Source organism: Streptomyces sp. NRRL B-3229 (assembly GCF_000719505.1).
Classification (GTDB): Bacteria; Actinomycetota; Actinomycetes; order Streptomycetales; family Streptomycetaceae; genus Streptomyces; species Streptomyces griseorubiginosus.
In genome coordinates this window covers 1-26,287 of sequence record NZ_JOGP01000042.1, presented here as the reverse complement: position 1 = coordinate 26,287, position 26,287 = coordinate 1, and the positions used below count along the sequence as shown (strand labels likewise).

Annotated in this window: 24 protein-coding genes and 1 pseudogene; 14 read left to right on the top strand and 11 right to left on the bottom strand. The window is 71.9% G+C overall.

The window, feature by feature from the left end; all coding sequences use genetic code 11:
• The first annotated feature begins 44 nt into the window (after positions 1 to 44).
• Positions 45 to 836 (top strand): endo alpha-1,4 polygalactosaminidase, encoded by a 792-nt coding sequence (locus IF54_RS0137800; protein ID WP_030327199.1) that lies wholly within the window; start codon positions 45 to 47, stop codon positions 834 to 836.
• Here the strand turns inward: IF54_RS0137800 and IF54_RS0137795 are convergent.
• The gene (locus tag IF54_RS0137795) at positions 833 to 1,621 is read right to left on the bottom strand and encodes an adenosylcobinamide-GDP ribazoletransferase (protein WP_030327198.1); all 789 of its coding nucleotides are present in this window, start codon (positions 1,619 to 1,621) and stop codon (positions 833 to 835) included. The genes IF54_RS0137800 and IF54_RS0137795 overlap by 4 nt on opposite strands.
• Before the next feature lie 67 nt (positions 1,622 to 1,688).
• Between IF54_RS0137795 and IF54_RS0137790 the strand changes: the two genes are divergently transcribed.
• Positions 1,689 to 2,444 (top strand): hypothetical protein, encoded by a 756-nt coding sequence (locus IF54_RS0137790; protein WP_030327197.1) that lies wholly within the window; start codon positions 1,689 to 1,691, stop codon positions 2,442 to 2,444.
• A 453-nt stretch (positions 2,445 to 2,897) separates the two neighbouring features.
• On the opposite strand, the pseudogene IF54_RS43165 reads toward IF54_RS0137790, so the two are convergent.
• The 3 genes and pseudogenes from IF54_RS43165 to cobT all read right to left on the bottom strand — a co-directional run.
• Positions 2,898 to 3,557, bottom strand: a pseudogene (locus tag IF54_RS43165) (hypothetical protein); the annotation flags it as partial.
• Between the two features lie 10 nt (positions 3,558 to 3,567).
• Positions 3,568 to 5,334 (bottom strand): phosphatidylglycerol lysyltransferase domain-containing protein, encoded by a 1,767-nt coding sequence (locus tag IF54_RS0137780; RefSeq protein ID WP_030327195.1) that lies wholly within the window; start codon positions 5,332 to 5,334, stop codon positions 3,568 to 3,570.
• A gap of 84 nt (positions 5,335 to 5,418) precedes the next feature.
• The gene (gene cobT, locus IF54_RS0137775; RefSeq protein WP_030327194.1) at positions 5,419 to 6,513 is read right to left on the bottom strand and encodes a nicotinate-nucleotide--dimethylbenzimidazole phosphoribosyltransferase; all 1,095 of its coding nucleotides are present in this window, start codon (positions 6,511 to 6,513) and stop codon (positions 5,419 to 5,421) included.
• A gap of 164 nt (positions 6,514 to 6,677) precedes the next feature.
• Between cobT and IF54_RS44280 the strand changes: the two genes are divergently transcribed.
• On the top strand, positions 6,678 to 7,496 hold the full coding sequence (locus tag IF54_RS44280) for a class I SAM-dependent methyltransferase (RefSeq protein ID WP_199821296.1): 819 nt from the start codon (positions 6,678 to 6,680) through the stop codon (positions 7,494 to 7,496).
• Here IF54_RS44280 and IF54_RS0137765 read toward each other — a convergent pair.
• The 3 genes from IF54_RS0137765 to IF54_RS0137755 form a co-directional block, all read right to left on the bottom strand.
• Positions 7,485 to 8,687 carry a bifunctional adenosylcobinamide kinase/adenosylcobinamide-phosphate guanylyltransferase gene (locus tag IF54_RS0137765; RefSeq protein WP_030327192.1) on the bottom strand — a complete coding sequence of 401 codons (1,203 nt, stop codon included), beginning with the start codon at positions 8,685 to 8,687 and terminating at the stop codon, positions 7,485 to 7,487. The genes IF54_RS44280 and IF54_RS0137765 overlap by 12 nt on opposite strands.
• 329 nt (positions 8,688 to 9,016) lie before the next feature.
• On the bottom strand, positions 9,017 to 9,718 hold the full coding sequence (locus IF54_RS0137760; protein WP_030327191.1) for a class I SAM-dependent methyltransferase: 702 nt from the start codon (positions 9,716 to 9,718) through the stop codon (positions 9,017 to 9,019).
• An 83-nt stretch (positions 9,719 to 9,801) separates the two neighbouring features.
• Positions 9,802 to 10,404 carry a DUF3043 domain-containing protein gene (locus IF54_RS0137755; RefSeq protein WP_030327190.1) on the bottom strand — a complete coding sequence of 201 codons (603 nt, stop codon included), beginning with the start codon at positions 10,402 to 10,404 and terminating at the stop codon, positions 9,802 to 9,804.
• 317 nt (positions 10,405 to 10,721) lie between these two features.
• Between IF54_RS0137755 and IF54_RS0137750 the strand changes: the two genes are divergently transcribed.
• From IF54_RS0137750 to IF54_RS0137720, 7 genes are all read left to right on the top strand, one after another.
• Complete coding sequence (locus IF54_RS0137750) at positions 10,722 to 11,486, top strand: PspA/IM30 family protein (protein ID WP_028809590.1); 765 nt, start codon at positions 10,722 to 10,724, stop codon at positions 11,484 to 11,486.
• 22 nt (positions 11,487 to 11,508) lie between these two features.
• A complete protein-coding gene (pspAA, locus tag IF54_RS0137745) occupies positions 11,509 to 11,787 on the top strand; it encodes a PspA-associated protein PspAA (protein ID WP_020137372.1) in 279 nt (92 codons plus the stop codon).
• A 139-nt stretch (positions 11,788 to 11,926) separates the two neighbouring features.
• Positions 11,927 to 13,156: a sensor histidine kinase gene (locus IF54_RS0137740; RefSeq protein WP_030327189.1), complete on the top strand. Its 1,230-nt coding sequence runs from the start codon at positions 11,927 to 11,929 to the stop codon at positions 13,154 to 13,156.
• Complete coding sequence (locus tag IF54_RS0137735) at positions 13,153 to 13,830, top strand: response regulator (RefSeq protein ID WP_030327187.1); 678 nt, start codon at positions 13,153 to 13,155, stop codon at positions 13,828 to 13,830. Before IF54_RS0137740 ends, IF54_RS0137735 begins: the two co-directional genes overlap by 4 nt.
• A gap of 166 nt (positions 13,831 to 13,996) precedes the next feature.
• Positions 13,997 to 14,422, top strand: a complete 426-nt coding sequence (locus IF54_RS0137730; protein WP_030327185.1) for a YciI family protein — start codon at positions 13,997 to 13,999, stop codon at positions 14,420 to 14,422.
• A 40-nt stretch (positions 14,423 to 14,462) separates the two neighbouring features.
• On the top strand, positions 14,463 to 15,632 hold the full coding sequence (locus IF54_RS0137725; protein ID WP_030327184.1) for an RNA polymerase sigma factor: 1,170 nt from the start codon (positions 14,463 to 14,465) through the stop codon (positions 15,630 to 15,632).
• Between the two features lie 74 nt (positions 15,633 to 15,706).
• Complete coding sequence (locus IF54_RS0137720; RefSeq protein ID WP_030327183.1) at positions 15,707 to 17,941, top strand: protein kinase domain-containing protein; 2,235 nt, start codon at positions 15,707 to 15,709, stop codon at positions 17,939 to 17,941.
• 21 nt (positions 17,942 to 17,962) lie between these two features.
• Here the strand turns inward: IF54_RS0137720 and nadA are convergent, their stop codons facing one another.
• On the bottom strand, positions 17,963 to 19,159 hold the full coding sequence (nadA, locus tag IF54_RS0137715) for a quinolinate synthase NadA (RefSeq protein WP_030327182.1): 1,197 nt from the start codon (positions 19,157 to 19,159) through the stop codon (positions 17,963 to 17,965).
• A gap of 265 nt (positions 19,160 to 19,424) precedes the next feature.
• Between nadA and IF54_RS0137710 the strand changes: the two genes are divergently transcribed.
• Positions 19,425 to 19,781: an iron-sulfur cluster assembly accessory protein gene (locus tag IF54_RS0137710; RefSeq protein ID WP_020137379.1), complete on the top strand. Its 357-nt coding sequence runs from the start codon at positions 19,425 to 19,427 to the stop codon at positions 19,779 to 19,781.
• An 85-nt stretch (positions 19,782 to 19,866) separates the two neighbouring features.
• Here the strand turns inward: IF54_RS0137710 and IF54_RS0137705 are convergent, their stop codons facing one another.
• Positions 19,867 to 21,876: a membrane protein gene (locus IF54_RS0137705; RefSeq protein WP_030327181.1), complete on the bottom strand. Its 2,010-nt coding sequence runs from the start codon at positions 21,874 to 21,876 to the stop codon at positions 19,867 to 19,869.
• Between the two features lie 239 nt (positions 21,877 to 22,115).
• Entirely contained in the window at positions 22,116 to 22,325 is a 210-nt protein-coding gene (locus IF54_RS0137700) for a hypothetical protein (RefSeq protein ID WP_020137381.1), read from the bottom strand.
• Positions 22,326 to 22,476: 151 nt separating this feature from the next.
• On the opposite strand from IF54_RS0137700, the gene IF54_RS0137695 reads away from it, so the two are divergent.
• Positions 22,477 to 23,451, top strand: a complete 975-nt coding sequence (locus IF54_RS0137695) for a carbohydrate kinase family protein (protein WP_030327179.1) — start codon at positions 22,477 to 22,479, stop codon at positions 23,449 to 23,451.
• Positions 23,452 to 23,455: 4 nt separating this feature from the next.
• Here the strand turns inward: IF54_RS0137695 and IF54_RS0137690 are convergent, their stop codons facing one another.
• On the bottom strand, positions 23,456 to 24,817 hold the full coding sequence (locus IF54_RS0137690) for a cysteine desulfurase/sulfurtransferase TusA family protein (protein WP_030327178.1): 1,362 nt from the start codon (positions 24,815 to 24,817) through the stop codon (positions 23,456 to 23,458).
• A 244-nt stretch (positions 24,818 to 25,061) separates the two neighbouring features.
• Between IF54_RS0137690 and coxB the strand changes: the two genes are divergently transcribed.
• Both coxB and IF54_RS40105 read left to right on the top strand, forming a co-directional pair.
• On the top strand, positions 25,062 to 26,021 hold the full coding sequence (coxB, locus tag IF54_RS0137685) for a cytochrome c oxidase subunit II (RefSeq protein ID WP_030327177.1): 960 nt from the start codon (positions 25,062 to 25,064) through the stop codon (positions 26,019 to 26,021).
• Positions 26,018 to 26,287: cbb3-type cytochrome c oxidase subunit I (locus IF54_RS40105; protein ID WP_037821134.1), on the top strand; the 270-nt coding region annotated here is incomplete at its 3' end. The genes coxB and IF54_RS40105, both read left to right, overlap by 4 nt.

Sequence of the window (26,287 nt, the reverse complement as noted above, 5' to 3'; positions counted from 1 at the left end):
CTCGGGTCGGCCGCCGATCGTCCCGCATGCCCTGGAGCCCACCCTTGAAGCGCCCTCTCCTCCTCGTCGCCCTGCTCCTGCTGACCGCGGGGTGTTCGACCACCGCCGGGAGCACGTCCGGATCCGGGGCCGGGGACGCACGGTGGCGGCCCCGCCCCGGCACCGCCTGGCAGTGGCAGCTGACCGGCCGGATCGACACCTCCGTCGACGTGCCGGTCTACGACGTCGACGGCTTCGACCAGTCCAAGGCGCTGGTGTCCGCCCTGCACGACAAGGGCCGCAAGGTCATCTGCTACCTCTCCACCGGGGCCTTCGAGGACTGGCGGCCCGACGCCGGGAAGTTCCCCCGGTCGGTGATCGGGCGCGGCAACGGCTGGGAGGGGGAACGCTGGCTCGACATACGCGCCACGGACGTCCTCGAACCGCTGATGGCGCACCGCCTCGACATGTGCCGTGAGAAGGGCTTCGACGCGGTGGAGCCGGACAACATGGACGGGTACAAGAACCGCACCGGCTTCCCCCTCACGGCGGCCGACCAGCTCCGCTACAACCGGCTGATCGCGCGGCTGGCCCACGAGCGGGGCATGGCGGTCGGCCTGAAGAACGACCTCGACCAGATACCGGCGCTGGTGGGCGACTTCGACTTCGCGGTCAACGAGCAGTGCGCGCAGTACGACGAGTGCGCGGACATGAAACCGTTCATCAAGGCCGACAAGGCCGTCTTCCACGTCGAGTACGAACTGCCCACCAGCCGCTTCTGCGCCGGGTCCCGCCGCCTGAAGCTGAGTTCGATGCTGAAGAAGTACGAGCTGGGGGTGTGGCGCGAGGCCTGCTAGAAGGCCAGCGAGAGGATCACCAGGGCCGCCGTCGCCGCCGTCTCCGCGAGCCCTCCGAACACATCGCCGGTCACCCCGCCGAAGCGGCGGGTGCAGTGCCGCAGCAGGAGTTCGGCCGCGGCCACGGAGGCGGCGACCGCGAGAACCGTGCGGCCCACGTCGTACGGCCCGAACAGCGCGCCCGCCGCGGCCGCCCCCAGCGTCACGGCGAGGGCCACCAGTGCGGCGGCGCGGAGCGGGACGACTCCGGCCACCGCCGCGCCCAGGCCCTCCGGGCGGGCCGCCGGCACGCCGGTACGGGCGGCCAGGGTCAGCGCCAGGCGGGCCGCCGTCGCGGAGACCACCGCGGCGACCGCGCCCCGGGCCCAGGAGTCGCCGTACACCTGGGACAGCGCCGCGACCTGGGCGAACAGCACCAGGACGAGGGTGATCACGCCGAACGGGCCGATGTCGGACTGCTTCATGATGCGCAGGGCGTCCTCGGCGGGCTTGCCGCTGCCCAGGCCGTCGGCCGTGTCGGCGAGGCCGTCGAGGTGCAGGCCGCGGGTGAGGACCGCGGGCACGGCCACCGTGGCGATCGCTGCGAGCAGCGCGGAGGCGCCGAGGAGGAGCAGCAGGAGACCCATGGCGGCCGCGAGGCCGCCCAGCACCAGGCCGACCAGCGGGGCGCACAGCATGCCGCCGCGTGCCGCCTCACGGTCCCAGCGGGTCACCCTCACCGGCAGCACGCTGAGCGTGCCGAAGGCGAAGCGGAGGCCGTCGGCGGGCGGCGAGGTCGTGGACACGTCCGCAGGGTAGCCCGGACGCCGTAGTGGCACGGCGGGCCGCCCCCGGTCCCGTGAGACTGGGGGCATGGGTCACTGGCTGCACCGCAACATCGTCGAACCCGGCAAGCTGCCGCTGCTGCTGGCGCTGACCGCGTTCGTGCTGACCTTCCTGATCACCCGGTGTGTGACCCGGCTCATCCGGGCCGGCAAGGGGCCCTTCGGCAACATCAGCACCGGCGGGGTGCACATCCACCACGTGGTCCCCGGGGTCGTGCTGTCGATCGTGGGCGGCTTCGGCGCGGTCGCCAGCGAGCGGCACGGCGTCGGTGCGGCGCTGTTCGCGGTCGTGTTCGGGATCGGCGCGGGCCTGGTCCTGGACGAGTTCGCGCTGATCCTGCACCTCGACGACGTGTACTGGAGCGAGGAGGGCCGCAAGAGCGTCGAGGTCGTCGTCCTCACGGCGGCGCTCGTCGGACTCGTGCTCGCCGGGTTCTCGCCGTTCGGCGTCGACGACGTGTCGCAGGGCGAGGCGCAGGACCGCGGGGGCGTCATCTCCAGCGTGGTGGTCAACTTCCTGTTCGCGATGGGCGTGCTGCTCAAGGGCAAGGCGCGGATGGCGATCTTCAGCGTGATCGTCCCGCTCGTGGGGCTCGTCGGAGTGATCCGCCTGGCCCGCCCCGGCTCCTTCTGGGCCCGCCGCTTCTACGGCCGCCGCCCGCGTGCCCGGGCCAGGGCGATGCTCCGCGCCTACCGGCACGACAAGCGCTGGGCGGGCCCCCGCCGCACATTCCAGGACCTCATCGGCGGCAAACCGGACCCGGTACGACCACTGGAGCCGTGAGGTCCGCGCTGCCGTCCGAGTACCCCGTCGGCCTCAGCGACCGCGCGGCGGCAGCCCGGACCCTGACCCGGCGTCGGGCTTCTTCCTCGCCCTCGTCTCCGTCGCGGCCCGGGGCCGCGTTCTGGCTCTGGCCTCGGCCTCGGTCCCGGCATCGGCAGCGTGCCCGGACACCCCGCGTCGATGACCACGGCGATCGACCCGAGGCTCCCGGCCATCCCCACCAGCCCCGGCCCCGACTCCGGTCCCGGTCCCGACTCCAGCTCCGGCCCCGACTCCAGCCCCGGTCCCGACACCGGCCCCGTCCCCGGTCCCGCTCTCAGAGGCCGTCCTGCGCCGTGTGCCGGCCTCGCCGCCCGATCCGGTGCCGGGCACCCCGGTCCTGGCCTCGCCGCCCGACCCGGCGCCCAGCGAGTCGGCCGCGCCCCGCGCCCCGCCCCCGCCGACCGACCCGCCCCGTTTCCCAGCCCGGCGTCGCCGTGCCGCCGGCAGGGCGCACAGCAGCAGCATGGCCGCGATCGCTGCCAGGTGTTCCCTGCCGGCCAGGTTCTCCTTCACCACCACCTCGATCACCATCGCCGCGATCACCGCGCCCGCCGTGACCCGGGCGCCGTAGCGCCAGCCGAGGAAGACGGCGAGGCCCACCACGGCCGCCGACGGGCCGGTGTCGACGACATGGGCGTCCGTTGCGGTGAGGCCGAAGGGGTTATGGGGGCCCAGCGAGACGCCCACGCGGGCGTACAGCGTGCCGGCGAGCGTGGCCGCGTAGGCCAGCGCCAGTGTCCGCCACCGGCCCAGACAGATCTCGGCGATCCCGAACACGAACAGGACCTGGGCCAGCGCACCCCACACCGGCAGGTCGAGGGCCGGCACGAACAGGGAGAGGGGCGTGCGCAGCAGGGCCAGCCACAGCGGGTCCGCCGCACGGACGGCACCCACGTCCTGGACGACGTCGTAGCCCCACGACTGGTTGTGCACGAGATGCAGGGTCAGTGTCAGGCACACGGCCGTCACGGCCAGGGGGACCGCCCGCCACCTCCGCCGGAGCAGGTGCGCGCGCACGGTGACGTACAGCGGCCCCCACTCCGCTCGGGCCCAGCGGGCGACCCTCTTCATCCCACCGTCCTCATCTGTGCGTACTCAGGTGCTCCCGCCGCCGCAGCCACCCCGGCAGACCCGGCACCTCCAGGAAGCCCTCCGCGCGGGCCGAGGCGATGCCGATCCGGGGGAGGTCCGCGCTCTTCTCGAAGAGCAGGAACCGCGGCTCCCAGATGGGCCGGTACTTGGCGTTGGCCCGGTACAGCGACTCGATCTGCCACCAGCGGGAGAAGAAGCTGAGCAGTGATCGCCACAACCGCAGTACCGGCCCGGCGCCGAGCCGTGCCCCACGTTCGAAGACCGAACGGAACATCGCGAAGTTGAGTGAGACCTGGGTGATCTGGATCTCCTGGGCCCGGTTGAGGAGCTCGATGACCATGAACTCCATGAGGCCGTTGTCGGCGTCGCGGTCCCGGCGCATGAGGTCGAGCGACAGCCCGTGCGGCCCCCAGGGCACGAAGGAGAGCACCGCCTTCAGCTCACCCTGGCCGTCATGGCACTCCAGCGCCACGCACCGGCCGTCCTCGGGGTCCCCGAGCCGCCCCAGCGCCATGCTGAAGCCGCGTTCGGTGGCCCCGTCCCGCCAGTCGTCGGCCCGCCGTACGAGCGCCTCCATCTCCTCGGCGGGGATGTCCTCGTGGCGCCGGATCCGGACCGTGTACCCGGCCCGCTTGACCCGGTTGTAGGCCTGCCGGACGGTCCGCATGGCACGGCCCTCCAGGGTGAAGTCGGCGATCTCCACGATCGCCTCGTCACCCAGCTCCAGTGCGTCCATGCCGTGCCGCGCGTACACCGTGCCCGCGTCCTCGCCCGCGCCCATCACCGCCGGCAGCCACCCGTGCTCCCGCGCCTCGGCGAGCCACGGCTCGATCGCCCCCGGCCAGGCCTCCGGGTCCCCGATCGGGTCGCCGGAGGCCAGGGAGACCCCGCTGACCACCCGATAGGTGACGGCTGCCTTCCCGGTCGGCGACCACACGACGCTCTTCTCCCTGCGCAGCGCGAAGTAGCCGAGGGAGTCCCGCTCCCCGTGCTTGTCGAGGAGTTCCCGCAGCCGCCGCTCGTCGTCCTCGGTGAGCGGGTCGACGGCACGCCGGGAGCGGAAGGCGGCGTAGAAGACGGCCAGCACGAGGATCGTGCTGAGCACGTTGATGACGACGTCGACCCAGTTCGGCGTCACGATGCCGTCGAAGCGGGAGTCGTCGGCGGCCACGGAGACCAGCCGCAGGGTGCCGTACCACCACCGCTGCGCGAAGTTCGACGACGTCGACGCCTCGTTGGTGACGGTCACCAGCACCGCGGCGAGCAGCGAGGACACCAGCAGTCCGCCGACCGCGACGGCCGCCGCGAGCCGCGGGTTGGACCGGTCGCCCTTGGCGTAGAACTCCCGCCGGCCCACCAGCAGCGCGACGACGAACGCGGCGGTGAGGACCAGCGAGATCCAGTTCTGCGCGTACCGGCGGATCTCCGGGAACGCCATCGCGAAGACGAACAGCGCGAGGAACGCCCCGGAGAGCACCAGGTTCAGGATCCACGCGGCCCGCTTGCGGCGCCGCATGGTGATGGCGAGGAACGCCGTGAACACCCCGGAGGCGAATCCCGCCGTCAGCAGATACGGCGTGAAGTAGTCCTCCTGGTTGTGCCGCCGTACGTCCTGCCCCAGCGTCACCCACACCGCGCTGAGGAAGTTGACGAACGCGACGACCCGCAGGTACCAGACGGCGAACCCGGCGGCCCGCCGTGAGGCGGCGCTGGACGGTCGACGGGCACGGGCACCGGAATCCAGGACATCTCCCATAAAGGGTGATCCTGCCCCGCTTCGCCGCCGTGACGCCGCTCAGCCACGGCGGCGCGGCCCTGCGGTGCCCGACCGGCCGAACCCCTACTCCTCCTTCTCGGACTCCGCGGACTCGGGCTTCTCCGAAGCGACGTCCGGCTTCTCCGGCAGCTCGGCGGCCAGCGCCGCCGCGGCCTGCACCAGCGGCAGGGCCAGCAGCCCGCCCGCGCCCTCGCCGACGGTCACCCCGTGGTCGAGGAGCGGCTCCAGGGCCATCCGGTCCAGGGCCTTCGTCTGCCCCGGCTCCCCGCTGTTCTGCCCGGCCAGCCACCAGTCCGGGGCCCGGAACGCGATCCGCTGGCCCACCAGCGCGCAGGCGGACACGACGACCCCGTCCAGCACGACCGGCAGCTTGCGCACCGCGCTCTGGAGCAGGAAGCCCGTGATCGCCGCGAGATCGGCGCCGCCGACCGTCGCCAGCAGCTGCAACTGGTCCCCGAGCACCGGCCGCGCCCGCCTGAGCGCGTCCCGGATCGCCGCGCACTTGCGCATCCACGCCAGGTCGTCGATCCCGGTCCCGCCGCGCCCGGTCACCACGGACGCGTCGGTCCCGCACAGCGCGGCGACCAGCACGCCCGCCGCCGTGGTCCCGCCCACGCTCACATCGCCGAGCACCACGAGATCGGTACCGGAGTCGGCCTCCTCGTCGGCGACCGCGATCCCGGCCCGGAGAGCGGCCTCCGCCTCCTCGAGCGTCAACGCGTCCTCGACATCGATACGACCGCTCCCGCGCCGCACCCGATGCCGTACGACGTCCTCCGGCAGCGCCTGCGGATCGCAGTCCAGCGCCATGTCGACGACCCGCACCGGCACGCCCAGCCGCCGGGCGAGGACCGACACCGGACGGCCGCCCTCCAGGACCTCCCGCACCAGCTCCGACGCGCTGCCCGCGGGGCGTCCGGAGACCCCCTGCGCGGCGATCCCGTGGTCACCGGCGAACAGCACGACCCGCGGCCGTTCGACCGGCCGTACCGGAACGGCCGACTGCGCCGCGGCCAGCCACTCACCCAGTTCGTCGAGGCGGCCCAGCGACCCGGGCGGCACGACCTGCCGCTCCCGGCGCGCCTCGGCGTCGCGACGCACCCCGCCGTCGGGGCGCTCGATCAGATCGGTGAAGTCGTCGAGATTAAGCGAGCTCATTCGCCGAACAGTACCGGCCCTGATCGAACACGGCGGCGCCACGGGGCCACGACGTCATTGCACCCCGGATCGGGATCCCATACGTTCCGTTTTGTAGCGAATTGCCATGCTGAATTGCCGTGCTGGATTGCCGCGCTGAACTCCGTGCGTCCCCGGGAGGCCCCATGCCCGCACCGACCGCCCCCTCCGTACGGCGTCTCCGCTCCACCGCACGGGCACTGCGGTGGCTGCCGGAGCCGGAGAGCTGGCTGGACGTGGGGACGGGGGACGCGGACTTCCCGGAGGCGGCCCGCACGTTCTTCCCCTACACCGCCTTCGACGGCATCGACCCCACGCCCCGCGTCCTGCACGCCCAGGCCGTCGAGCGCCTGGAGGAGGGCTACCGGGGCGCTCTGACGGACCCGCACCTCGCCGCCCGTCTCCGCGCCCGCTACGACGTGGTCAGCCTCCTGAACCGGCCGGCCGATCCCCGCGAACTCCGGGCCGCCCTCGCCGTCCTGCGCCCCGGGGGCCACCTGCTCGTGGAGTCACCGGACGACCCACGGCCCGCACTGGAGTCCCAGGGCTGCGCGATCGTCGCCACGTCCCGCAGATCCGCCCACATCCCGCCCCGCCTCACCCCCCACGTCCCGCCCAGCCTCCTCCCCGCAGCCCGAGCCCTGGACCGCACCGCGTCCCTCCTCCTGTCCGGCACCCGCTTCGCGAGGACGTACAGGGTGATCGCCCGCAAGCCGCCGAACCCGGGGCGGGGAGCAGCGGGGGGCGCGGTCGCCGGGAGGGGCAGCGCCCCGGACACGGCTGCCTGGGACGCGGTGGACACCGCCGAAACGGGCACCCGGGACGCCGGCATCCCCGATGTCCAGGACGCCGAGGCCCCCGACGTCCAGGACCCCCGCATCCCCGACGTCCAGGACCCCCGCACCCCTGACGTCCAGGACACCGGCGTCAGCGACCCGTCCGCCCCGGCCCCCTCAGCCCCGTAGGACCAGCGCCTGGCCCGCCACCACCAGCACCACCTGCTCGCACTCGTTCGCGAACGCCGTGTTGAGGCGTCCGAGTTCGTCCCGGTAGCGGCGGCCGGAGGCGGTGGCCGGCACGATGCCCGAACCCACCTCGTTGGAGACGGCGACCACGGTTCGCCGCGTCCCGCGCACCGCCTCCGTCAACTCCCGCACCCGCGACCGCAGTTCCCGCTCCCCGCCGCCGGCCCACTCGGCGTCGTCCCAGGCCCCCACGGCATCCATCGCGTCCGTCAGCCACAGCGACAGACAGTCGATCAGCAGCGGCGCCCCGTCGTCCTTCAGCAGCGGCACCAGATCGCACGTCTCGGTCGTCCGCCACGACCCCGGCCGCCGCTCCCGGTGGGAGGCGACCCGCGAGGCCCACTCGGTGTCCCCGTTCCGCGACCCCCCGGTGGCGACGTACAGCACCTCGGGAAACGCCTCCAGCCGCCGCTCGGCCTCCACCGACTTCCCGGACCGCGCCCCGCCCAGCACCAGCGTCCGCCGCGGTACGTCCGGCACGTCCTCGTAGACGCCGACGGCGAGGGTCGTCCCGTCGGGCACGGCACGCGCACCGGCCGCGGCCAGCCTCCGCCGCAACTCCGCGCCGGGCGGCACGTCATGGTCGACATGCACGGCGACCACGTCGGTCGTCGGCCCCACCGCCCCCACCGCCCGCAGCCGCGCCAGCGCGTCCGGCCGCCGTACGACATCGGCGAGCACCACGTCGTACGCCTCGACGGCCCCCTCCTCGAGCCCCGCGGGCGCGCCCCCCGGCGGCAGGTACAGCACCCGCTGCCCGTCCGGCCCGGTCACGGCGTACCCGGTGCCCGGCGCGTCCATCGCCACGGCCCGCACCCGATGCCCCGTCAACAGCGCCAACTCCCGCCCGTCCGGCACCCGCCCCGGCTGGGGGACCCCGGCGGGCACCTCGACGGGGGGTCCGTCGTGGGGGTGCGACAGCAGAACCTGCCGCACACCTGCGAGTGAATGCCCCGCCCGCGCCGCGGCGAAGGCGGCGCCGGGCGTGAGATCGAGCAGCAGCGTCTCGTCGACGAGTACGGAGGTGGCCGCCCGGGCCTCCGTGGCGACCGCGGTTGCGCAGGCGGCGCAGGGGCAGGACGGTCGGGGGAGACCGGCGGGAGCACCTGTTCCGAGCAAAGTGAGTTCCACGCAACCGATTCTCGCCGGTCACTGTTGATCAAGCGCGCCGACTCTCCCCCCACCGCCCCGCGTCCGACGACCAACCGCTTAGGGTGCTCTTCGTAACGGCTCAAACACGGGAGGCTCACATGGCCACATGGACCTGGCGATTCGAGAAGTCCGACGGTGCGGAGACCGAGCCCGCGGTCGAGCCCGAGGAGTTCACGACCCAGGGAGACGCCGAGTCCTGGCTCGGTGAGTACTGGAAGCCCCTGCTCGCCGGCGGCGCCGAACAGGTCCGCCGGGCGGGGGCCCGGAAGAGCCCCCGCCCCGCCTCCCTGCCGTTCGCCGGCACCGGCTCAGCCGCGCACCCCGCACAGGTGCAGCAGCGCCGCCACCCCCCGGTACGGATCCGTCCGTCCGGCCCGCTCCTCGCAGGCCAGCAGTGTCTCGATGTCGTCGGGCACCTCGGCGTCGTCGGTGGCCGTGTCCGTGAACACCCGCACGCCGTACCAGGCCTGGAGCGGCGCCCCGATGCCGGCGAGCGTCGCGGTCAGGGCGCCCAGCCGGTCGGCCCGCACATCGAGCCCCAGCCGGTTGCGGTACGCGGTGGTGTCGAAGGCGCCGAGCGCGTCGGCCCAGTCCGCGGCCAGCCCCGGTCGCATCGCCAGCGCGTCGCCGTTGCGCACCAGCAGCGACAGCAGCCCGCCCGGCGCCAGCATTCGCGCCAGCCCGGCCAGCAGCGGATCGGGCTCCTCGACGTACATGAGCACGCCGTGGCAGAGCACGACGTCGAAGCTGCCCGGCAGGAAGTGCACCCCGGTGTCCCGGCCGTCGCCCTCGATGATCCGCATCCGGTCCCGGATGCCCTCGGGCTCGGCGGACAGCGACTGCCGGGCCGCCGCCACCATCGTGGAGTCCCGTTCGAGCCCGGTGACCTGGTGTCCGGCCCGGGCCAGCCGCAGCGCCTGCGTACCCTGCCCCATCCCCACGTCGAGCACCCTGAGGCGCTGTCCGACCGGGTACCGCCCGACTATCTGCTCGTCGAGCTGCCGGGCCACCAGCTCCTGCCGTACGACGTTCCGCAGCCCGCCCAGCTTGCCCAGCCAGGCGTCGGCCGCACCCCCGGAGAAAGACGTCGTACTCAGGGCCGCTCTCCGCGCTTGACCTGGGGCTTCGGCAGCCGGAGGCGACGCATCTGGAGGGAGCGCATGAGGGCGTAGCCGACCGCGCCCCTGCGGTTGTGGTCCGGGAAGCGCGCGAGCAGCTGCTTGCGCAGCCGGAAGCCGTTGACGATCGCGTCCAGCACGATGAGCACGATCACGACCAGCCACAGCAGCAGCGCGATGTTCTGGAGCGCGCCCACCCGCACCATGCTCAGCACGAGGATGACCACGGCCATCGGCAGGAAGAACTCCGCCACGTTGAACCGCGAGTCGATGAAGTCGCGGGCGAACTTGCGCACCGGGCCCTTGTCGCGCGCGGGCAGGTACCGCTCGTCGCCTCCGGCCAGCGCCTGGCGCTGCCGGTCCAGGGCCGCACGGCGCTCGTCGCGCTGCCTCTTGGAGGCCTCCTTGCGCGAGGTCGGCGTGTTGGCGACGCTGCGGCGCTGGGACTGGGCCTCACTGCGCTTGGGCGTGGGCCTGCCCTTGGGGGCCTGCGGGTCGCGGATCTGCTTGGAGTCGGTCAGCTGCGCCTTGTCGGCGACGGCGGCCTTCTCTTCCTTGGTGGCACGGCTACGGAACACAAAACCCAAGGGTAAGGGGTGTCCGGGGTTGGACCCCAGCCCCGTGGGGAACGATCCGGCAACACCAGTCGTCATGTAGGGGGACAGAGGGGACGCCCGGTGACGGGTCACTCACCCCGGGGACCCTGAAGGTCACCTACTCCTTACGCCGGAGCAAGGGATTCGTCAGTCGTCCTTGGGGATGAGCGCATCGGTCCCCGAACAGTGCGTCAATGGAAGCAGGGCCCGTACTGTGGGTTCTGTCGCAGAGCTGGAGCTGGAAGTCCGTCAGAAGGGGGCGCGCGAAGCCCATGAGCGGTGTCATGAAGCGTATGGGGATGATCTTCCGCGCGAAGGCGAACAAGGCCCTTGACCGGGCCGAGGACCCTCGCGAGACCCTCGATTACTCGTATCAGAAGCAGCTGGAGCTGCTCCAGAAGGTGCGCCGGGGCGTGGCCGACGTCGCCACCTCGCGCAAGCGCCTGGAGCTCCAGCTCAATCAGCTCCAGTCGCAGTCCTCGAAGCTCGAGGACCAGGGCCGCAAGGCGCTCGCGCTCGGCCGGGAGGACCTGGCCCGTGAGGCGCTGTCCCGCCGTGCCGCGCTCCAGCAGCAGGTGACCGACCTGGAGACCCAGCACTCCACGCTCCAGGGCGAGGAGGAGAAGCTCACTCTCGCGGCCCAGCGGCTCCAGGCCAAGGTGGACGCCTTCCGCACCAAGAAGGAGACCATCAAGGCGACCTACACCGCGGCCCAGGCGCAGACCCGGATCGGCGAGGCCTTCTCCGGTATCTCCGAGGAGATGGGCGACGTGGGCCTGGCGATTCAGCGCGCCGAGGACAAAACGGCCCAGCTCCAGGCGCGGGCCGGCGCGATCGACGAACTGCTCGCCTCCGGCGCCCTCGACGACCAGTCCGGCATGCACAAGGACGACATCCAGGCCGAGCTGGACCGGCTCTCCGGTGGTACGGATGTAGAGCTGGAACTTCAGCGCATGAAGGCGGAGCTGGCGGGAGGGTCCTCGCAGCAGGCGATCGAGGGCGGCACCGGCCAGTCGCAGTCCCAGCAGCAGCCGCAGGACACCCCGCGCTTCGACAAGCAGTAGGGCCCACGCCGAGGAGGGCGACATGATCGTACGGATCATGGGGGAGGGTCAGGTGAGGCTGGCCGACAGCCACCTCGCCGACCTGAACACACTGGACGACGAGCTGTTGGCCGAGATGGAGAAGGGCGATGGCCCGGGCTTCCGCCGCACCCTCCAAGCCCTCCTCACCCGCGTCCGGGACCTGGGCGACCCCCTCCCGGACGACTCCCTGGAACCCTCGGAACTGATCCTCCCCTCCCCGGACGCCACGTTGGAGGAGGTCCGGGAACTCCTCAGCGACGACGGCTTGATCCCGGGCTGACGGCTGTACCGGGCGATGCCGGTTCAGGTGAACTCAGCCCGTCCGGCGTTTGAGGACGAGGCCCGCAAGGGCCGATAGGGGGGCCTGGGGGCACAGCCCCCGGAACGCGCACCCCACACACCCGAGGCCGGAATCAGACGTGACCCCCCGAGACCGAGTCCGCCGTCATCTCAAAGCACACCCCGTCGCCGCGGACGCCGTCCTCGCCACAGGGGTCTTTCTCTGCATGGTGGCCGGCTCCTTCGTGGACCCGCACAGCGAGCACGACGTCAGCTGGAGCCTGCGCACCCCGGCCCCCCTCAGCCTCGTCCTGATCGCGGTGGCCGCCGCGGCCCTGGTCCTGCGCCGCCGCGCCCCCCTCGCGGTCCTCGCCGTCACCGGTGCCGCCGCCGTCATCGAATGCGTCACCGGCGACCCCCGCGCCCCCGTCGCCATGGCCGCCGTCATCGCCCTCTACACGGTCGCCTCCACCACCGACCGCACCACCACCTGGCGCGTCGGGCTGCTCACCATGACCGTCCTCACCGGTGCCGCCATGCTCGCGGGTCCCCTGCCCTGGTACGCCCAGGAGAACCTCGGCATCTTCGCCTGGACCGGCATCGGCGCCACCGCGGGCGATGCCGTCCGCAGCCGCCGCGCCTTCGTCCAGGCCATCCGGGAGCGTGCCGAGAAGGCCGAGCGCACCCGTGAGGAGGAGGCCCGGCGCCGGGTCGCCGAGGAACGCCTGCGCATCGCCCGTGACCTGCACGACGTGGTCGCCCACCACATCGCCCTGGTCAACGTCCAGGCCGGAGTCGCCGCCCACGTCATGGACAAGCGGCCCGACCAGGCCAAGGAGGCCCTCGCCCACGTCCGCGACGCCAGCCGCTCCGCGCTCAACGAACTCCGCGCCACGGTGGGCCTGCTCCGGCAGTCCGGCGACCCCGAGGCGCCCACCGAACCCGCCCCGGGCCTCGCCCGCCTCGACGAGCTCGTGGGCACCTTCCGCAGTGCGGGCCTCCATGTCGAGGTCGCCCGCGCCGACCACGGCACCACCCTCCCGGCCGCCGTCGACCTGGCCGCCTACCGGGTCATCCAGGAGGCCCTCACCAACGTCCAGAAGCACGCGGGCGCGGAGGCGAAGGCCGAGGTCAGCGTCGTACGCGTCGGCCCGAACGTGGAGATCACCGTCCTTGACAACGGCAACGGCGAGGACCACGACCCGGACGGCGGCGGTGGCCACGGCCTGCTGGGCATGCGCGAGCGGGTCACCGCCCTGCGCGGCACCCTGACCACCGGTCCCCGCTACGGAGGCGGTTTCCGCGTCCATGCGATCCTGCCGGTCAAGACCCGATCCGCCGCCAAGGACCAGCTGGGGGAGACCGTATGACGATCCGTGTCCTGCTCGCCGACGACCAGGCGCTGCTGCGCAGTGCCTTCCGTGTGCTCGTCGACTCGGAGCCGGACATGGAGGTCGTCGGCGAGGCGTCCGACGGCGCCGAGGCCGTGCGGCTGACCAAGGAGGAGCGCGCCGACGTCGTCCTCATGGACATCCGGATGCCCGGCACGGACGGTCTCGCCGCCACCCGGCTGATCAGCGAGGATCCCTCCCTCGCGCACGTCCGCGTGGTCATCCTGACCACCTTCGAGGTCGACGACTACGTGGTGCGGTCGCTGCGGGCCGGCGCCTCCGGCTTCCTCGGCAAGGGCAGCGAGCCCGACGAACTCCTCGCGGCCATCCGGGTCGCGGCCGGCGGCGAGGCCCTGCTGTCCCCGGCCGCCACCAAGGGCCTGATCGCCCGCTTCCTCGCCCAGGGCGACGACGAGGAGCAGGACCCGCTCCGCACCGAACGCCTCGCCGCCCTGACCGTCCGCGAGCGCGAGGTCCTCGTCCAGGTCGCCGGCGGTCACTCCAACGACGAGATCGCCGAGCGCCTCGAGGTCAGCCCCCTCACCGTCAAGACCCACGTCAACCGGGCCATGGCCAAGCTGGGCGCCCGGGACCGGGCCCAGCTCGTGGTGATCGCGTACGAGTCGGGGCTGGTACGGCCGAGGGCGGAGTGATTCCGGGCCCGTTCCCGGTCTCGAGCTGACCGCCGAGCGGGCTCCCGCCGTTCCGCGAGAACCGGGGAAAAAGAAAATCCCCGGCGATGTCGAGAACCCGCGTCCCGCTCCGTCCCCGTGGTGAGAGCGGCCAGAATGGGCCGCATCGGGACCGAGGAGAGACACCATGGCCAAGTACCTGCTGCTCAAGCACTACCGCGGCGCTCCGGCTCCGGCCAACGACGTGCCCATGGAGAAGTGGACGCCCGAGGAGATCTCCGCGCACGTGCAGTACATGCGAGACTTCGCGGAGCGGCTGGAGAGGAGCGGGGAGTTCGTCGACGGTCAGGCGCTCGCCCCCGAGGGGACGTGGGTGCGCTACGACGGCGAGGGGCGCCCGCCCGTCACCGACGGCCCGTTCGCCGAGACCAAGGACCTCATCGCGGGGTGGATGGTGATCGACGTCGACACCTACGAGCGGGCCCTCGAACTCGCCGGCGAGCTGTCGGCCGCCCCCGGTGCCGGCGGCAAACCGATCCACGAGTGGCTGGAGCTGCGCCCGTTCTACGCGACCTCGCCCACCGCCACGGACGACTGCCACGCCGGTGGATGAGCGGACCGCCCCACCGGTGGACGGGACGACCGCCCCGCCGATGGCTGAGAAGACCGCCCCACCGGTCGACGAGGCACTGCTCAGGAGCCTCACGCCGGGCGTCCTGACGATCCTCGTCCGCCGCGGAGCCGACTTCGCGGCGGCCGAGGACGCCGTCCAGGACGCGCTCGTCGAGGCGGTGCGGGTCTGGCCGGCCGACCCGCCGCGGGACCCCAAGGGCTGGCTGGTCACGGTCGCCTGGCGCAAGTTCCTCGACGCGACCCGCGCCGACACCGCACGCCGCCGGCGTGAGGACCGTGTCGACGAGGAACCGGCGCCCGGCCCCGCGTCCGCCGTGGACGACACGCTCCAGCTGTACTTCCTGTGCGCCCACCCCTCGCTGACCCCGTCCTCCGCCGTCGCGCTCACCCTGCGGGCCGTCGGCGGACTCACCACCCGCCAGATCGCCCAGGCCTACCTGGTCCCCGAGGCGACCATGGCCCAGCGCATCAGCCGGGCCAAGCGGACCGTGTCCGGTGTGCGGTTCGACCAGCCCGGCGACGTGGCCACCGTTCTGCGCGTGCTCTACCTGGTCTTCAACGAGGGCTACTCCGGCGACCTCGACCTGGCCGCCGAGGCCATCCGCCTGACCCGGCAGCTGTTCGCGGCCTTCGACCACCCGGAGGTCGCGGGCCTGCTCGCGCTGATGCTGCTCCACCACGCCCGCCGTGCCTCCCGCACCGCCCCCGACGGCAGCCTGGTGCCCCTCGCCGACCAGGACCGCACCCGCTGGGACACCACGGCGATCGCCGAGGGCGTGCGGATCCTCCAGAGCGCCCTGTCCCGTGACCGGCTGGGCGAGTTCCAGGCCCAGGCCGCGATCGCCGCCCTGCACGCCGACGCGCCCACCGCCGGGGAGACCGACTGGGTGCAGATCGTGGAGTGGTACGACGAACTCGCCCGCCTGACCGACAGCCCCGTCGTCCGCCTCAACCGCGCGGTCGCCGTGGGCGAGGCGGACGGCCCCCGCGCGGGCCTGGCCGCCCTCGCAGCGCTGGACGACTCCCTGCCCCGCCACACCGCGGTCGCCGCCTACCTCCACGAACGCGACGGCGACCTCGCGACCGCGGCTCTGCTGTACGCCGAGGCCGCCCGCAAAGCCCCCAACCTCCCCGAACGCGACTACCTGACCCGCCAGGCGGCCCGGCTCAACTCCCGCGGGAGCGGGTGACCCCCGCCTGCGTCGGGGCCCATTACCTATGCTGGGCTCGCGAACTGCCATGTACGGGGGAAGGGGGTTCGGGCGTGCCGCTGCACAAGGACGACCCGAAATCGGTCGGCGGGTACAAGGTGCTCGACCGGCTCGGCACCGGCGGCATGGGCGTCGTCTACCGGGGCAGATCGCGCTCCGGGCGCGAGGTCGCGGTGAAGGTCGTGCACGCCCAGTACGCCGAGGACACCGTCTTCCGGGCCCGGTTCCGCCAGGAGATCGAGTCCGTCCGCAAGGTGAGCGGCGCCTTCACAGCCCCGGTGGTGGACGCCGATGCCGAGGCGGTACGACCTTGGATGGCCACCCAGTACGTGCCCGGCCTCTCCCTCGCCGACCGGATCCGCGAGCGGGGCGCCCTCAAGGACGCCGAACTGCGGCAGCTGGCCCTCGGGTTGGTGGAGGCGCTGCGGGACATCCACCGGGCCGGGGTCGTGCACCGCGACCTCAAGCCCGCCAACGTCCTGCTGGCCGACGACGGACCCCGCGTCATCGACTTCGGCATCTCCCGCGCCGCCGAGAACCACAACACCCTCACCGAGACCGGGCAGATGATCGGCACCCCGCCCTTCATGTCCCCGGAACAGTTCACCGACGCACGAACTGTCGGGCCCGCCTCCGACGTCTTCTCACTCGGCGCGCTGCTGGTGTTCTCGGCCACCGGGCGAGGGCCCTTCGACGCCGACAGCCCCTATCTGACCGCCTTCCGGGTCGTCCATGAGGCACCCGTCCTCGAGGGCGTGGCACCGCCGCTGCGCGCGATCCTGGAGCGCTGTCTGACCAAGGAGGCCGCGCACCGCCCCGAACTCGACCAGCTGGCCAAGGAGTTCGCCGACGCCCTGCCCGAGGCAGACGCCTCGGACACCATGACGCTCCGCAGAGAGGCACCGCGGATCGTGGAGGAGACGTCCCGCGGGCCCGGCCCGGCAGACGTGAGGGAGGCGCCGGCACGGACCCGCCCCGGCCGGCGGGTCCGCCCGCTGCTGGTGACGGCCGGCACGGCGGGCGCGGTGGCCCTCGGCCTGCTCTGGTACACCATCCTCGGGCCGGGCTTCCCCGACGGCTCCGCGTCCGGGGGTTCCCCGGCCGGAGCATCCAGATGGGCGGCCGTACCCGCCGGCTGGCAGCCCTGGCAGACGACCGTGCGCAAGACGGCACCACGGGGCGAGACCAAGCCATTGGGGGGCATCGGCAGAGCCCCGGGCGAGGTGACCTGCCAGAGGTACGAGGACGCGGTCTACTGCGCGGGGACCGAGACCCTGCCGGTGCGCCTGGACGGCCGTACGGGAAAGACCGTCTGGCGCTCCTCCCTCGCGTCCGCCGACGCCGGCAAGACCGTGAGGAACGAATTCACGCTCCTCGGGGTGCGGGGCGGCGCGGTGATCGTCCGTCATCTCTCCCGCCCTGACAACGCCATGGACAGCACCGTCACCGTCGTCGCCCTCGACGTGCACAGCGGCGATCAGCTGTGGACCCGCCCGGTGAACGACGTGACCGTCAACTCCGCCGCGTCGGGCGACCTCGTCCTGACCACCGACAGGAGCGGGCGGCTGGTCACGGCCCGCGACCCGCGCACCGGCGCCGACCGGTGGACCACGCAGATGCCGGCCCGCAACTTCTGCCTGTTCCCGACGGCCGGTTCCGGCCTGTACGCGCACTGCTTCCCGGACGACGAGACCGGTAAGGCGGAGGTCCTGGAGCTGAACCGGAACGACGGCTCGGTCGTCCGGCGCCTGAAGGTCCCGCACCGGAGCGGTCTGCTCGGCGTCGAGGACGGCCGACTGGCCTTCGTCGTCGGGGGCACAGGCACCACGACGGACCTCCAGAACCTGACGTTCGACACGATCCTGCTGGTCGACCCGGACACCGGTACCGGCTCCACGACGAAGCTGGCCAAGACGTACGAGGGCTCGGTGGCCCTGGCCGGCGACACCCTGTGGATCGCCGGATCGAGCGGCCAGGTGACCGCCGTGTCCCCGCTGACCGGCAAGGAGCTGTGGCAGACCCGGACCGGTGCCGAGGGCTCGGGCCGGCCGACGTACGACGCCCGGACCCGCACCCTGTACATCGTCAGCATCAGCGGCCGTGTCGCGGCCCTCGACGCCCGCAAGGGCAGGCTCCTGTGGGAGACGGGCGCGTACGCCGAGCAGCTCGCGAGCGGGGAGGTGACCAAGTCCGGAGTGCAGCCGTACGGCGGCGCGCTGATCGCGAGCACCCCCGACGGCACCGTCTTCAGCCTCGACCCGGCTCACCCCGAGCGGAACCCGGGGTGAGCCCGTGGCGGGCGGGCACTGCTACGGCAGCGCCAGCATCCGCTCCAGTGCCAGCTTCGCGAACGTCTCCGTCTCCCGGTCGACCTGGATCCGGTTGACCAGCTTGCCCTCGGCCAGGGACTCCAGGGTCCAGACCAGGTGGGGCAGGTCGATGCGGTTCATGGTCGAGCAGAAGCAGACCGTCTTGTCCAGGAAGACGATCTCCTTGCCCTCGGGGGCGAAACGGTTCGCGAGCCGGCGTACGAGATTGAGCTCGGTGCCGATGGCCCACTTCGAGCCGGCCGGGGCCGCCTCCAGCGCCTTGATGATGTACTCGGTCGAGCCGACGTAGTCCGCCGCGGCGACGACCTCGTGCTTGCACTCCGGGTGCACCAGGACGTTCACGCCCGGGATCCGGGCCCGGACGTCCTCGACCGACTCCAGCGAGAAGCGGCCGTGCACCGAGCAGTGGCCGCGCCACAGGATCATCTTCGCGTCCCGCAGCTGCTCGGCGGTCAGACCGCCGTTCGGCTTGTGGGGGTTGTAGACGACGCAGTCCTCCAGGGACATGCCCAGGTCGCGGACCGCGGTGTTGCGGCCGAGGTGCTGGTCCGGCAGGAAGAGCACCTTTGTTGAATGAGGCTCCCCGTGCTCGAAGGCCCAGTTCAGGGCCCGCTCGGCGTTCGACGAGGTGCAGATCAGGCCGCCGTGCTTGCCCGTGAACGCCTTGATGTCCGCCGAGGAGTTCATGTATGACACCGGCACGACCTGCTCGGCTATGCCCGCGTCGGTCAGCACGTCCCAGCACTCGGCGACCTGCTCGGCCGTCGCCATGTCGGCCATCGAGCAGCCGGCGGCGAGGTCGGGCAGGACGACCTTCTGGTCGTCGGAGGTGAGGATGTCCGCCGACTCGGCCATGAAGTGCACACCGCAGAACACGATGTACTCGGCCTCCGGGCGGGCGGCCGCGTCCCGGGCCAGCTTGAAGGAGTCGCCCGTGACGTCGGCGAACTGGATGACCTCGTCACGCTGGTAGTGGTGGCCGAGGACGAACACCTTCTCGCCGAGCTTCTCCTTGGCCGCGCGGGCGCGCTCGACCAGGTCGGGGTCGGACGGAGACGGCAGGTCGCCGGGGCACTCGACGCCCCGCTCGCTCTTCGGGTCGGCCTCGCGGCCGAGCAGCAACAGGGCGAGCGGAGTCGGCTGTACGTCGAGCTCCGTGGTCTGGGCGGTGGTCACGACACGCACCCTTTCTACTTTTCGTCGAACTGACGTTATCTATCATAACCCGGTTCACGTCACTTTGACGATGGTCATTGCGTCGATGTGACGTGAATCCCGAAACGGGGCTCGTGAGGCCCGGACGCGGCATTTTCTGCTCACCGCGGCATGTGCGAGCATGAAGAAGGCGCCGAAAATCCGGCGTCCGGCCCGGAATGAATCCGCGGCCTTGCCGGTTGCACCAGTCGGCAAGCAGTCTCCGTACAACCCGGGAGAGATGTAGATGTCCGTATCGGACGAGACCGGCACCGTCACCGACGGCATCATTCTGTCCGACGCCGCCGCGGCGAAGGTCAAGGCCCTGCTCGACCAGGAAGGCCGTGACGACCTGGCCCTGCGCGTCGCCGTCCAGCCCGGCGGCTGCTCCGGCCTGCGTTACCAGCTCTTCTTCGACGAGCGTTCGCTCGACGGCGACGTGGTCAAGGACTTCGGTGGCGTCAAGGTCGTCACCGACCGCATGAGCGCCCCGTACCTGGGCGGCGCGTCCATCGACTTCGTGGACACCATCGAGAAGCAGGGCTTCACGATCGACAACCCGAACGCCACCGGCTCCTGCGCCTGCGGCGACTCCTTCAGCTAAGCCGCCCGGCTTCGGCTGAGAAACACGTCGTACGAAAGGCGGCGGCCCCCTCACAAGGGGGCCGCCGCCTTTCGCGTGTTCGGCGTCACCTGGCCCCGGAGGTCTCCGGCAGCCGCGCCCCGGCCTTGTTCAGCGGGATCTGCTTGCCGTCCGTGCCCACGACCTCACGGTCGCCCAGCGGTTCGTCCAAAGTCACCGTCTTCTGGATCTCCTTGGCGATCATGATGCAGACCTTGTCCCGCCAGGGCCTGGCCGTCACCTTGACCTTCACCTCACCCGAACTCTTGCTCGCCGACGCCGAGTAGTCCGCGCACACCCCGCCCGTGAAGCTCACGGTCAGCTCGTCGCCCTCGGCCGTGTAGCCGTCGATCCTGACGTCCCGCGTCTTCGGCGCGGAGGTGGGCTCGTCCGAGGGGGCGGGCGTCGCGGTCGCGGGGGCGGCGATGTACTTCGGGTCGACCGCCGGATACGTCACCGTGAAGGGCTTCTCCGCCCCGGCCGGCCGCACCTCGAACAGCCACGACGGCACCAGCGCCTGCCGGCCGCCCACGAAGTGCGAGGCCAGCCCGAACACCGCCTTGTCCACGGTGAGCGTGCCGCCCGCCGGGCTCGCCGTCGACTGCCCGCACGGCGCCTCGAAACGGTCCTTCAGCGGTACGGGGCTGGCGCAGCCGCCGATGCCCATGCGGTGACCGGTCGTCGGCACCTTGTTCAGCAGGCCCAACGTCTTCTCGGCGCTCAGCACGGGGTACGTGTCGCTCTTCACCGGCGCCTTCAACTGCCCGGTGCCGCTGACCACCTCGCCCTGCGCGTTCACGGTGACGCCGGTGGCCCAGCCGTCCGTGGGCAGCCCGCCCACCACCGGATCGGCGTTCACCACCCGCTGGGCGCCGATGACCTGGCTCGTGTCGAGCCTCGCACCGCCCTGACCGACCGCCTTCAGTACCGGCGCGGCGGCCTTCACGGCGGCGGCCGCGCTCACCGGATCGTCGTCGGCGCCGGCGCCTGGCTTCGCCCCGCACACGGTGGCACTGTCGCAGTAGTCGATGACGGGGGAGTAGCGCTGGAAGTTCCACGCGCCCGGCGCCTGCCGGTTCACCTGGAGACTCGGCCCCGAGCCGTCCGTGGCCCCGACCCGCCAGACCTGCCCCTGCGCCACCGGCTTCCCGCTCACTCCGAGCGCCCCGGCGAGCCGCGTCACGTCGTCCTCGGTGACCTGCCCCTGAACCCGGTACACCGGCGCGGAAGCGGGCCCCTCGGGGAGGCTCCCGGCCACGCGATAGGTCGCGCCGTACGGATTAGGCTCGCCCGGCGCGATCCCGTTCCCCTTTCCTTCGCCCCCGCCGTAACCGTCGAGCGCGAGAGGCGGCGGGGTGTCGTCCCCGGCCGCCCCGGAGGTGGCTCCCTCACCGGACCCGTCGGCCCCGCCGGAGCCACTGGCGGCGAGATACGCCCCGCCTCCGCCCACCAGCAGCACGGCAGCGGCGACGGCGGCGATCGCGACGGGGGAGCGGAACCGCCCCGAGCGCGGGGCGCCGGTCCCCTCGTCGCGGGGGACCTCGGAGTCGGGGAGAGCCTCGGAAGCGGGCAGGAGAGCGGGCTCCTCCGGAGCGGCGTCGGCGTCGGAAGCGGGCGTGGACTGCTCGGGTTCGCCAGCGGGTGTGGACTGCTCGGGCTCGGGCTCGTCAGCGGTTGCGGCCGCGGAGACAGTGGGCTCGGCCGGGCCCGCGAGTTCGGCAGGTGCCGCGGGTCCGTCGGTGGCCGTGGGGACGACGGCCGGGGACTCGTCGTCCTCGGCGGATGCCTCGCCGGCCGGGGACTCGCTCCTGTCGCCGTCGGTGACGTCCTCGGACGGCTCCGCCGAACTCGCCACGGCGCCGGTCACCTCGTCGCCCTCCACGGCGCCGGTCACCTCGTCGCCCTCCACGCCGGCGGTCTCCACGTCGCCCTCCACGCCGGCGGTCTCCCCGTCGACCGGACCCGTGGAACCCCGCTTCTCCTCGGCGTTCCTCGCCTCCTCGGCGCCCTGGGCTTCCACAGCCTTCCCGTCCCCGCCGCCCAAGGCTTCGCCGTTGTCGGGTCGCTCGGTGTTCACCGCATCGCTCCTTCTGCCGCGCAACTGTCCCTCGACCCTGACCCGACCCTGTCAAAGGGTCGATGAACGGGTCGTAGGCCGCATCCCCTTTCCGGGGGACGGCGATGGGACGCAGCGGGGGAGCGCGCGGTTCCCTCGAACGCGCCGACGCACGCGCTGTACGTCGGGCCCGACTCGGTCGGCCCCACTCGGTCGGCCCCACTCAGCCGGGGTGACTCGGGCGGCCTGACCGGTCGTACTCAGTCGCCGTACTCCGACATCGCCTCCAGCAATCGGGCGGAGCCCTCGGGGACCGTCACACCGTGGATCAGGGAGGGGGAGACCGGGAGGGAGACGATCCGGTCCGGGGCCGCCCAGTGCGGAGCCATCCGGGCGCAGTCGCCCAGCAGCGAGGCGAGACCGGCTTCCAGGTCGGCCGGGGCGGGGGCGTACAGCTCAACGTTGGTCATGACCGAACCGTAAGCACCCCGGAGCCTGCGAAGAAAGATCTACTATCGGGTAGTTTTACCTGCTTCACCGCGCCGCCGTTCGCCTCGCAGTACTCCATACGGACCGGATAGCGTTAACCGTCAATACACCCTTCCTCTGGAGAGCCTCGCCGTGCGTATCGCAGTCACCGGCTCCATCGCCACCGACCACCTCATGACCTTCCCCGGCCGCTTCGCCGACCAGTTCGTCGCGGACCAGCTGCACACGGTCTCGCTCTCCTTCCTGGTCGACAACCTCGACGTCCGCAGGGGCGGTGTCGGCGCGAACATCGCCTTCGGCATGGGTCAGCTCGGCACCAAGCCGATCCTCGTCGGCGCCGCGGGCTTCGACTTCGACGAGTACCGGGCCTGGCTCGACCGGCACGGCGTCGACACCGCGTCCGTCCGGATCTCCGAGACGCTGCACACGGCCCGCTTCGTGTGCACCACCGACGCCGACCACAACCAGATCGGCTCCTTCTACACGGGCGCGATGAGCGAGGCCCGCCAGATCGAGCTGAAGACGGTCGCCGACCGCGTGGACGGCCTCGACCTGGTCCTCATCGGCGCCGACGACCCCGAGGCGATGCTCCGCCACACCGAGGAGTGCCGCTCCCGAGGGATCCCGTTCGCCGCGGACTTCTCCCAGCAGATCGCCCGTATGAACGGCGACGAGATCCGCATCCTGCTGGACGGCGCCACCTACCTCTTCTCCAACGAGTACGAAAAGGGGCTCATCGAGTCCAAGACGGGCTGGTCCGACGCGGAGATCCTGGCCAAGGTGGGCCACCGGGTCACCACGCTCGGCGCCCAGGGAGTGAAGGTCGAGAAGGCCGGCGAGGAGCCGATCGTCGTCGGCTGCGCCGAGGAGGAGCGCAAGGCGGACCCCACGGGCGTCGGCGACGCCTTCCGTGCGGGTTTCCTGTCGGGCCTGTCCTGGGGCGTCTCGCTGGAGCGCGCGGCCCAGGTCGGCTGCATGCTGGCGACCCTCGTCATCGAGACGGTGGGAACCCAGGAGTACCGGCTGCGGCGCGGCGCCTTCCTGGAGCGGTTCACCAAGGCCTACGGCGACGAGGCGGCGGAAGAGGTCCGCACGCACCTCAAGTGACCGGCTAGGAGACCCGGCGGACCACGTATGCGGAACCCCGGTCCGCCGGCTCCTCGCCCACGTACTCCTGCTCCCGCATCTCGCACCACGCCGGGATGTCCAGGCGGGCCGCCTCGTCGTCCGACAGGACCCGGACGGTCCCGCCCACCGGCACGTCACCGATGACCTTCGCCAGCTCGATGACCGGGATCGGGCACCGCTTCCCGAGGGCGTCCACCACCAGCGCGTCCTCACGCACCACGACCGCCGGGAGGGGCGCGCCGAGCTTCTCCCGGACCCGTGCCACCGCGCCCGGCAGCACCTCCAGGAACCGGTCCACCTCCTCGGAGACCGCCCCGAACGGCAACGACACCCGCACATTCCCCTCACTCAGCACCCCCATGGCCTTCAGCACATGGCTGGGCGTCAGCGTGCTGCTGGTGCAGGACGATCCGGACGAGACGGAGAAACCCTCCCGGTCCAGCTCGTGCAGCAAGGTCTCCCCGTCGACATAGAGACAGGAGAAGGTGACGATCCCCGGCAGCCGCCGCTCCGGATCCCCGACCACCTCCACGTCGGCGACCAGCTGAGGCACCCGCACCCGGATCCGCTCCGTCAGCTCCCGCAGCCGTACCGCCTCGTGCGCCGCCTCGGCCCGCACCGCCCGCAGCGAGGCCGCCGCCGCGACGATCGCCGGCAGGTTCTCGAACCCGGCCGCCCGCCCGGACTCCCGCTCGTCGGCGGGCCCTTGCGGCGAGAACCGGACCCCTTTCCGCACGGCGAGCAGACCGACCCCGGAAGGACCGCCCCACTTGTGCGCGCTGCCCGTCAGCACGGACCACGGCCCCTCGACCGGTCCCCACCCCAACGACTGCGCCGCGTCCACCAGCAACGGCACCCCGGCCTCCCGGCACGCCTCGGCCACCTCACCCACCGGCTGCACGGTCCCCACCTCGTGATTGGCGGACTGGAGACACGCCAGGGCGGTATCGGGCCGAAGAGCATCGACGTACGCCTGCGGACTCACCGCCCCCGTCCGCCCCACCGGAACCTCGGTCACGTCGAACAGCTCAGCCGAATGGAGCACGGAGGAATGTTCGACAGCGGACACGATCAGGTGGCGTCCCACCCGCCGACGACCCGCGAGTGCCCCGGCGATGCCGATGTGAACCGCCTGCGTACCGGACGAGGTGAAGACCAGCTCGTCGGCCCGACACCCCACAGCCTCGGCAGCAGCCTCCCGAGCAGCATCCAACAACATCCGAGCCCGCCGCCCTTCCCGATAAAGCCGGGAGGGATCGGCCCACCCCTCGTCAAGGGCCGCCAACAGCGCCTGACGAGCAACGGGATGGAGTGGAGCAGAGGAAGCGGCATCGAAGTAAGACACAGGCCAACGCTAGTACCGTCAGGGGCGCGGGGAACTGCGCGACCAGCCACCGAGGGCCCGCAGCCGCCAATCCAGCGAACCCCCAACTCAGTAGGCCCCCCTCCTCGCGACCCCCGGATGGGCGTCGGCTAGGGTTTGGTCCGCATAAACATCCAAACCCCTGCCCGACGCAGGGCGGCGACCGACCACCGAAGAAGGCAGGCCGCAGCCACACGCGCGGGCGAGACTCTCGGGAAGGCGCTACGTGAGTCCCAACGGCTCCGACCGCTCGCCGCGGCGCCCGATGCGGCGGAAGCTGCTGCAGGCAATGACCGCGGGCCTGGTCCTGGCGACCGCCACCGGTTGCACATACAAGGACTTCCCCCGCCTTGGCATGCCCACCCCGACCACGGAAGAGGCTCCGCGGATCCTCTCCCTCTGGCAGGGTTCCTGGGCAGCCGCGCTGGCCACCGGCGTGCTGGTGTGGGCCTTGATTCTGTGGAGTTCGATCTTCCACCGGCGCAGCCGGACCAAGGTCGAGGTTCCTCCGCAGACCCGGTACAACATGCCCATCGAGGCGCTGTACACGGTGGTTCCGCTCGTCATCGTCTCGGTCCTGTTCTACTTCACGGCCCGTGACGAGTCGAAGCTCCTCAGCCTCAAGAAGCAGCCCGACGTCACCGTGAACGTCGTCGGGTACCAGTGGAGCTGGGCGTTCAACTACATCGAGCCCGTGGCCGGCTCGACGGGCGACGCGAAGACCGACAAGAACCTGGACGCGATTCCGTCCCGGTTCAAGAACGACTTCCCGGCGAACGCCGGCGGTGTCTACGACTTCGGCACGCCCGCCACGAGGAACCCGCAGACCGGCAACCCCGGCCCGACCCTCTGGCTCCCCAAGGGCAAGACGGTCCGCTTCGTCCTCACCTCGCGTGACGTCATCCACTCCTTCTGGGTGGTGCCGTTCCTGATGAAGCAGGATGTCATCCCGGGCCACACCAACGCCTTCGAGGTGACCCCCAACAAGGAGGGCACCTTCCTGGGCAAGTGCGCCGAGCTCTGCGGCGTCGACCACTCCCGGATGCTGTTCAACGTGAAGGTCGTCTCCCCCGAGCGCTACGAGCAGCACCTCAAGGACCTCGCGAAGAAGGGGCAGACCGGTTACGTTCCCGCGGGCATCGAGCAGACCGCCCACGAGAAGGACCGGGAGACGACGAACCTGTGAGCATCCTCAACGAACCCCAGGGTGCCGCCGAAGCAGGGTCCCACTACGCGGACGAACTGCCGGTCCGGCGCCAGAACCGCGGGAGCGTGGTCATCAAGTGGCTCACCACCACTGACCACAAGACGATCGGCACGATGTACCTCGCCACGTCGTTCGCGTTCTTCCTCATCGGTGGCGTGATGGCGCTCTTCATGCGCGCCGAGCTGGCCCGTCCGGGCCTACAGATCATGTCGAACGAGCAGTTCAACCAAGCGTTCACGATGCAC

Bases quoted from the DNA above. Each gene is read 5' to 3' on its own strand.
- IF54_RS0137790 (WP_030327197.1), top strand. From the start codon at position 1,689: ATGGGTCACTGGCTGCACCGCAACATCGTCGAACCCGGCAAGCTGCCG.
- IF54_RS0137780 (WP_030327195.1), bottom strand. From the start codon at position 5,334: ATGGGAGATGTCCTGGATTCCGGTGCCCGTGCCCGTCGACCGTCCAGC.
- cobT (WP_030327194.1), bottom strand. From the start codon at position 6,513: ATGAGCTCGCTTAATCTCGACGACTTCACCGATCTGATCGAGCGCCCC.
- IF54_RS44280 (WP_199821296.1), top strand. From the start codon at position 6,678: ATGCCCGCACCGACCGCCCCCTCCGTACGGCGTCTCCGCTCCACCGCA.
- IF54_RS0137750 (WP_028809590.1), top strand. From the start codon at position 10,722: ATGATCTTCCGCGCGAAGGCGAACAAGGCCCTTGACCGGGCCGAGGAC.
- pspAA (WP_020137372.1), top strand. From the start codon at position 11,509: ATGATCGTACGGATCATGGGGGAGGGTCAGGTGAGGCTGGCCGACAGC.
- IF54_RS0137735 (WP_030327187.1), top strand. From the start codon at position 13,153: ATGACGATCCGTGTCCTGCTCGCCGACGACCAGGCGCTGCTGCGCAGT.
- IF54_RS0137730 (WP_030327185.1), top strand. From the start codon at position 13,997: ATGGCCAAGTACCTGCTGCTCAAGCACTACCGCGGCGCTCCGGCTCCG.
- IF54_RS0137725 (WP_030327184.1), top strand. From the start codon at position 14,463: ATGGCTGAGAAGACCGCCCCACCGGTCGACGAGGCACTGCTCAGGAGC.
- IF54_RS0137710 (WP_020137379.1), top strand. From the start codon at position 19,425: ATGTCCGTATCGGACGAGACCGGCACCGTCACCGACGGCATCATTCTG.
- IF54_RS0137700 (WP_020137381.1), bottom strand. From the start codon at position 22,325: ATGACCAACGTTGAGCTGTACGCCCCCGCCCCGGCCGACCTGGAAGCC.